The sequence below is a fragment of the Corynebacterium sp. HMSC034A01 genome (genome assembly GCF_001838175.1).
Classification (GTDB): Bacteria; Actinomycetota; Actinomycetes; order Mycobacteriales; family Mycobacteriaceae; genus Corynebacterium.
Genome location: NZ_KV835944.1, coordinates 1 through 5657, shown reverse-complemented (window position 1 = coordinate 5657; position 5657 = coordinate 1). Strand labels below are relative to the sequence as shown.

The 5657-nt window shown below is 62.1% G+C and carries 6 protein-coding genes; 1 reads left to right on the top strand and 5 read right to left on the bottom strand.

Annotated features, from left to right (window positions below; translation table 11 throughout):
* Positions 1–45: 45 nt before the first annotated feature.
* Genes HMPREF2791_RS03910 through HMPREF2791_RS03900 form a run of 3 tightly spaced genes read right to left on the bottom strand, consistent with a single transcriptional unit; the run spans position 46 to position 2173 of the window.
* Positions 46–1044, bottom strand: coding sequence for a class II aldolase/adducin head domain-containing protein (locus HMPREF2791_RS03910; protein WP_070844475.1), 999 nt, complete (start codon positions 1042–1044; stop codon positions 46–48).
* The gene (locus HMPREF2791_RS03905) at positions 1044–1802 is read right to left on the bottom strand and encodes an ATP-binding cassette domain-containing protein (RefSeq protein ID WP_070844473.1); all 759 of its coding nucleotides are present in this window, start codon (positions 1800–1802) and stop codon (positions 1044–1046) included. The genes HMPREF2791_RS03910 and HMPREF2791_RS03905 overlap by 1 nt, the downstream gene beginning before the upstream one ends.
* The gene (locus HMPREF2791_RS03900) at positions 1799–2173 is read right to left on the bottom strand and encodes a GntR family transcriptional regulator (RefSeq protein WP_070475662.1); all 375 of its coding nucleotides are present in this window, start codon (positions 2171–2173) and stop codon (positions 1799–1801) included. Before HMPREF2791_RS03900 ends, HMPREF2791_RS03905 begins: the two co-directional genes overlap by 4 nt.
* A gap of 183 nt (positions 2174–2356) precedes the next feature.
* Between HMPREF2791_RS03900 and HMPREF2791_RS03895 the strand changes: the two genes are divergently transcribed.
* Positions 2357–3769: an NYN domain-containing protein gene (locus HMPREF2791_RS03895; RefSeq protein WP_070844472.1), complete on the top strand. Its 1413-nt coding sequence runs from the start codon at positions 2357–2359 to the stop codon at positions 3767–3769.
* Positions 3770–3983: 214 nt separating this feature from the next.
* Here the strand turns inward: HMPREF2791_RS03895 and HMPREF2791_RS03890 are convergent, their stop codons facing one another.
* Positions 3984–4892, bottom strand: a complete 909-nt coding sequence (locus HMPREF2791_RS03890) for a DDE-type integrase/transposase/recombinase (RefSeq protein ID WP_168168286.1) — start codon at positions 4890–4892, stop codon at positions 3984–3986.
* A gap of 71 nt (positions 4893–4963) precedes the next feature.
* Positions 4964–5461, bottom strand: a complete 498-nt coding sequence (locus tag HMPREF2791_RS03885) for a hypothetical protein (protein WP_070844468.1) — start codon at positions 5459–5461, stop codon at positions 4964–4966.
* Between the last annotated feature and the right edge of the window lie 196 nt (positions 5462–5657).

The window sequence follows — 5657 nt, the reverse complement described above, 5'->3', positions numbered from 1 at the left end:
ACACACCCCACACACAACACAAACCCGCAGCGCACAGGCTGTTTTTTAAGTGTTCTTAAGTGCTTGTTTGGGGTTCATATAGCCACCCAAATACGCCGCCTGCATCACTACGCCGACCAGCAACAGCACTCCCGCGACGACAAGGGGGTAAACGGTTTCACCATCCGTGAAACTTTCCACTTCGATCGCTCGCGAGATAGGGATGGCCAAGAACATCGCCGGAAACAGCCCCATTTCGCTGCGCCGGGTTTTTATGGCCGATCCCAGCACGGCGCAGGCAAAGGCACCCGCCGAGCCGACCACCACCGCGGCCCAGCTCAAACTCGAGACAACACCAACAACGACCGTATAGAGCAGCACTGAGACAACTGTTGCCGCGAGCGTTACTCCAAGCCAGCGCCGACGCGGCACCCCGTAGCTCGCGCCCACGTCTGTTCCGGCGATTGCCGAGCCGTGCATGCAATACATGCCGTACCAAACCAGCAGCGGCAAAGCCCCAATCCACACTCTGAGCGGCTCGGAACCGATGAAGCTTGCCAGGTACAGCGTCACGCAGTGCGCCGCCGCGCTACCGAATGCCCAGAGCAGCTGCGGTTTCCACACCAGCTCCACAAGGAAGCCGCGCGAGCCTAAGCGCGACCGAACACGCTCACTCGTTTCGGGAACCTCGCCGGTGACGTAGCGCTGCCCCATGAGCAGGCCCATCGCGAGCGCCCCCAAGGCGCCCACAACTCCAAGCCAGTCGGGCCGCAGCAGCAACGCGACGGCCGCGCCAATCACCACCGCCGGCACCACCGACATCGCGGCCAGTCGTAGCCGTCGACCCCGCGGCATGCCGTAGGCCGCGTACGCCGTCTCTTCCATTGAGAGCGCGCCGATGACAAACAAGGTCACAAATGCAGGCGTCATCACCGCAGTAAGCGGGTGGTCCGTAATCGTCGCGCCGAGCGCGAACATCGCCGCCAGCGGCACCATCCACAGCAACCTGTACAGCGAGGGCGCGACGAACTGGTGGCGGAAGAATCCGAGCAAGGTCGTGTTCATCAGTACACCTCCAGGTAGTGCTCGATGAGGTCGTCGAAGCGGGCGGGGCGGGCGTGGCGCGGAGCGTCGTCGATAGGCAAAAGCTCCCCTCCCACAACCGCGAAGGCGTCGGCGACTTCGGGAGCACATTGTTTAACGACGGCACCCTCACGCCCCAGAATCACTGCCGTATCCAGCACCTTCGCGGCGTCTTCGATGTGGTGGGTGGCCATGACGATGGTGCGGCCGGTGTCCGCCTGGTCCAGCAGGTGGCGGTAGAACACCTCGGTGTTGTGGGTGTCCAGGCCGACGTAGGGCTCGTCCAGGAGTAGAAGATCGGTGCCGGAAGCGAGCCCGATAACGATGGCGATCATGGCGCGCTGCCCGCGGGAGAGCTTCCCGTAGCGGGTTTCCAATGCCTGATCCATGGCGAAGTCGGCGGTCAGTGCGTCGGCAAGCTGCTGGTCCCAGGTGCGGTAGCGCAACCGCGCACCCTTGATTACATCCGCGCCGGACCACGTGCCCGGGTAGGCGGTGTCAACGCCGGTCAGGCACGTGTTGTCCATGACAAACGCGTTGTCGAAGGGGCGCACGCCGAACACCTCGACGGTGCCGGAGGTGGGTTTGAGTTGACCGGACAGGATGCGCAGCAGCGTGGATTTTCCCACGCCGTTGCGGCCGAGCAGGCCGTGGATGCCGGGGCCCAGATCCAGGTCGACTCCGGTGAGCACCACCTTGGAGCCGAAGCGGCGGGTGAGGTCGCGGGTGTGGATGGTCATTGGTACATGCCTCTGCTTTCTGCGACGCGGTCGATCAGGTCGTGGAGGTTGGAACGGGAATAGCCGAGGTGCAGCGCTTCGTCGATGAGCGGGGCGACGTAGTCGCCGGCGAAGTCCTCGCGGCGCTTTTCCAGGATGCGGTCGCGAGCCCCGTCGGTGACGAACATGCCCAGGCCGCGGCGCTTTTCCAGCACGTGATCGTCGACAAGCAATGCAAGCCCCTTGCGCGCCGTCGCGGGATTAATTTCGTGGAACTGGGCGAGCTGATTCGTCGACGGTGCTTGCTCGCCGGGCTTCAGGGTGCCGTCGACGATGAGGTCGGCGACGAAACTGGCGATCTGCACGAAGAGCGGCTCTGCGTCAGTGTTCATGCCCTGCCCTCCGGTTGACGGGTTAGTTACTCGAGTAACTAACTAACTATCACGCAGGTTCATCGAGCGCAACGGGTTCGCAGGAAACCGTGACAATTACGACGTGGAATGACTGAGGTTTTTCAGGCAAGATGGTGCCTGTAACTCAACTTAGTAACGAAAAAGAATCGGAATTTAGGAGCCATGCTTGAACGCACACTTGTGTTCGTCGACACGTCATACCTGCTCGCGAGCTTTTACAACTCGTGGGAAATCGGCGCCCGCGCACAGTTAGAAATCGACCTGCCGGAGGTTGTGGCAACCCTCGGCAAAATGATCACCAACCAACTCAACCAACCCATCCACCGCCAGTTCTGGTACGACGGCATCCCCGACTCCGGCCCGCACCGCTACCAGCGCGCCCTGCGCACCTGCGACGGCGTGCAACTGCGCACCGGCCAGCTCATCGAGTGGGGCGAGCGCCGCACCCAAAAAGGCGTGGACACCCGCCTCGTCGCCGACCTTGTGGTCAACGGCGTGAGCGAGAAATTCACCGACTTCGTGCTGGTCTCCGGCGACGCGGACATGATCCCCGGCGTCGAGGAAGTGACCAGCCGCGGCGCGCGCATGCACCTCTACGGCTTCGGCTGGGACTCCATGTCCTCCGCCCTGCGCCACGCCTGCGACAGCACCACCATCCTCGACCCGCGCGAAGACTTCGCCGACGCCATGCGCCTCCAGGTGCTCGAAGGCCCGCTTCCGCCGAGCATCAGGGAGCGCCCGCTTAACGACGCTGCTCCGCTCGAAGAGGCGGACGGCCCCACCGCGGTTCCAGGGCTGGGCCCGGACCCGCTCGGGCCGGACGCGGTTGCCAGCGGTTCGAGCGCTTCGGGTGCTTCGGGGGACGGCTCGAAATCGAACACTGCATCGGACACTGCATCGGACGCCAAGTCCGTCGACGGCGAGCCCGACCAGGCAGCCCCGAAGCCGGCGCCAGCGCCTGACGGTGCTCCGAAGCCGTCCGACATCGTCGGCACACCTACTTCGCAGCAGCGCACCCACCGCCCGGACGAGCCGGAGCTGGACGAGCCGTCCGAGGCACAGGTGGAGGCCAACAACGAGTCGAACAAGCCCGGCAACCAGAACGTTTCCAGCGAACCGGACCGTCCGTCGGCGCCCTCAGCCCCCGCCGAAAGTGCCAAGCCGTCGCCTGCGTCGCTCGCCGGCACGAACTCGGATGCGCCCTCACCTGCGCCGAAGCCGGGACCCAAGCCTGCGCCGAAGCCTTCGATGATGGCTCCGCGCCGCAAGCTGCGCTCCCGCTACGTGCCGCTTCCCGAGGAAGTGTGGACCTCCGCCGGCTTCCAGACCCCCTACGACGTGGGCCAGCAGTACGCTAACTGGTGGTTTGAAAACGCTGCCTCCAGTGAGCAGCGAGACAACGCCCACCTCCTTTCCGGCGGCGGCCTGCCCCCGGAGATCGACAGGCCACTGCTGCAGTTCGCCTGCGAGACCCTGCACGAGTACACCCTGTCCGAAACCCAGCGCGTGAACCTTCGCGACGGGTTCCACTCCGGCATCCGCGGCGTGCTCATCAACATCCGCCGGGAGAGCTAGACGCGGTCCTGGCATTTCTACGGCGCCCCGGGGTTTCGGCCCCGGGGCGCCTTTCCGCCCCAATTGCGACAAAGTTCACTCGCTTGTGAACTATCCCGCCGTGAGTTTTTGGCGACCTGGGGATAGTGAATTATTCAACCGTCCAAGTGGGAACTAATTCACGGATCTGGTCTGCGGACTTCCTGTGAACCACTCGTTGCCGTTGTGTCGTTGGCTAGGTGGTTTTGGCTAGGTTTCTTTGCTTAGCCAGGGTTGTGTATTGCCCGTCTGGTCCGGTGGTGAGTCTGTCAAAGACGAACCAGTCCAGGTAGTCGTCAAGATACTCCATAAACTCCTCGGTCGTGAGCTTTTCAGGTCGAATCCTATTGGCATAAAGTTCGCGCTTGACGGTGCCGAAGAAGCCCTCGACTCGGGCGTTGTCGCCGCTGTTGCCGAGCCGCGATAGGGACGGCACCATCAACCAGGCGTTATCGCAGGGTTTTTCCTGCGTGCATTGTGCGCATTGTTGCCTGTCGTGGCTGGTGTCGGTGAGTCGATCGACCCAGTCGGCGTGGCGGTAGTGCCAGCCGCGGTCGGTGTGCAAGCCGGGGCGTTGCCCCGGTTGCCCAGCTTCAAGCATGGTGTTGGTCAACAACGCCGCTGGCCGTGTGGCGCAGGTGTATACGATGGGCATGTTGTCGTGGAAGTCGATGAGCGGGCTAAAAAAGACCTTGCCGTCAGCGCATTGAAACTCGGTGATGTCGGTGCCGAGTTTTTGGTTTGGTGCGTCGGCGTAAAAGTCGTGCACCAGATCCTTCCTGCCCGCCTGCCTGCGACGATCCGCTTGCGAACGATATCTTTGCGAGACGTGGGTGCCATTTTTGGCGACAGTGTCGATATCTCCAACCAGACATCGATTCGCTGGGCGATGCGCAGTTTCGCCCTTATATGAGCTGTAGCGCTTGGTGCGTTTTGTCTTCGGCTGCAAGTGTTCCTCGCTCATGATCGTGCGAATCGATTTTTCACCGAGTGAAAGACCGTTCGCTTTGCATACTTCAGTCACGCGGCGGTAGCCGTAGACCATGCGATTGTCCTCACAAACAGCCGAAACCAATGCCTTGGCCTGGCCTTTGCGGTCGACCAAAGGGTGATCCAACCGTCGGCATGCCGACTTGTACGTGCTGTAATTCAACCCGTAGTAGGCGCAGCAATGTGTTACTTGGTATCCGACGTCCCGGAGTCGTCTGACAGCCGTAGCGACGACCACGCTGTCGAGCGTCTCCGGGTTTGCGCTTTTCCCTCAGATTCCATCACCGCCTCAAACAGCGCTTTATCCGCCAGACGCATAAATCGCTCTTGCCGCAATAGGTCTTTGAGGGCCTCAACATCATCCGGCAACGCTGCCTCATCAAACGGAGCCGTTGGCTGCTCATGATTGCGTGAATGCGCACTCTCATCGCGCGCGGCACGTTGTGAATGACGTTGTGTTTCGGTCTTCTTGCGCTTGCGTTTTTGGGTTTCGTGGTGTTCTTTCACACGCGCCAGTGTCGCCTGTTCAATCTCCTGCGGCGTCATCCCACGCCGCAAACCCGCATCCGGAGCGAACTTGTGCGTCCACACCGCCACGGAACTCGCAGCGACCCGAAAACGCCATCCAATCTCGCGGGTGGATGCCGACGTTGTCACATTCACCCGGACGACCTCGGCGATCAACTCGGCGCAACGCCAACCTTTATCGACGCCGTTGCCATGACGGGCGTTGCGTACCCATCCCGAAATTGAAGCGGCAGAAGGAACAGACCTACAGTCCTCCCGAATCAACTGCGCACGAACCTGCGAAGCAGCAAGCCCTTGCCCTGAAAGCTCAACGGCACGCTGCGGTCAAGTCCCGTGTAGTGGTGTAGCCGTT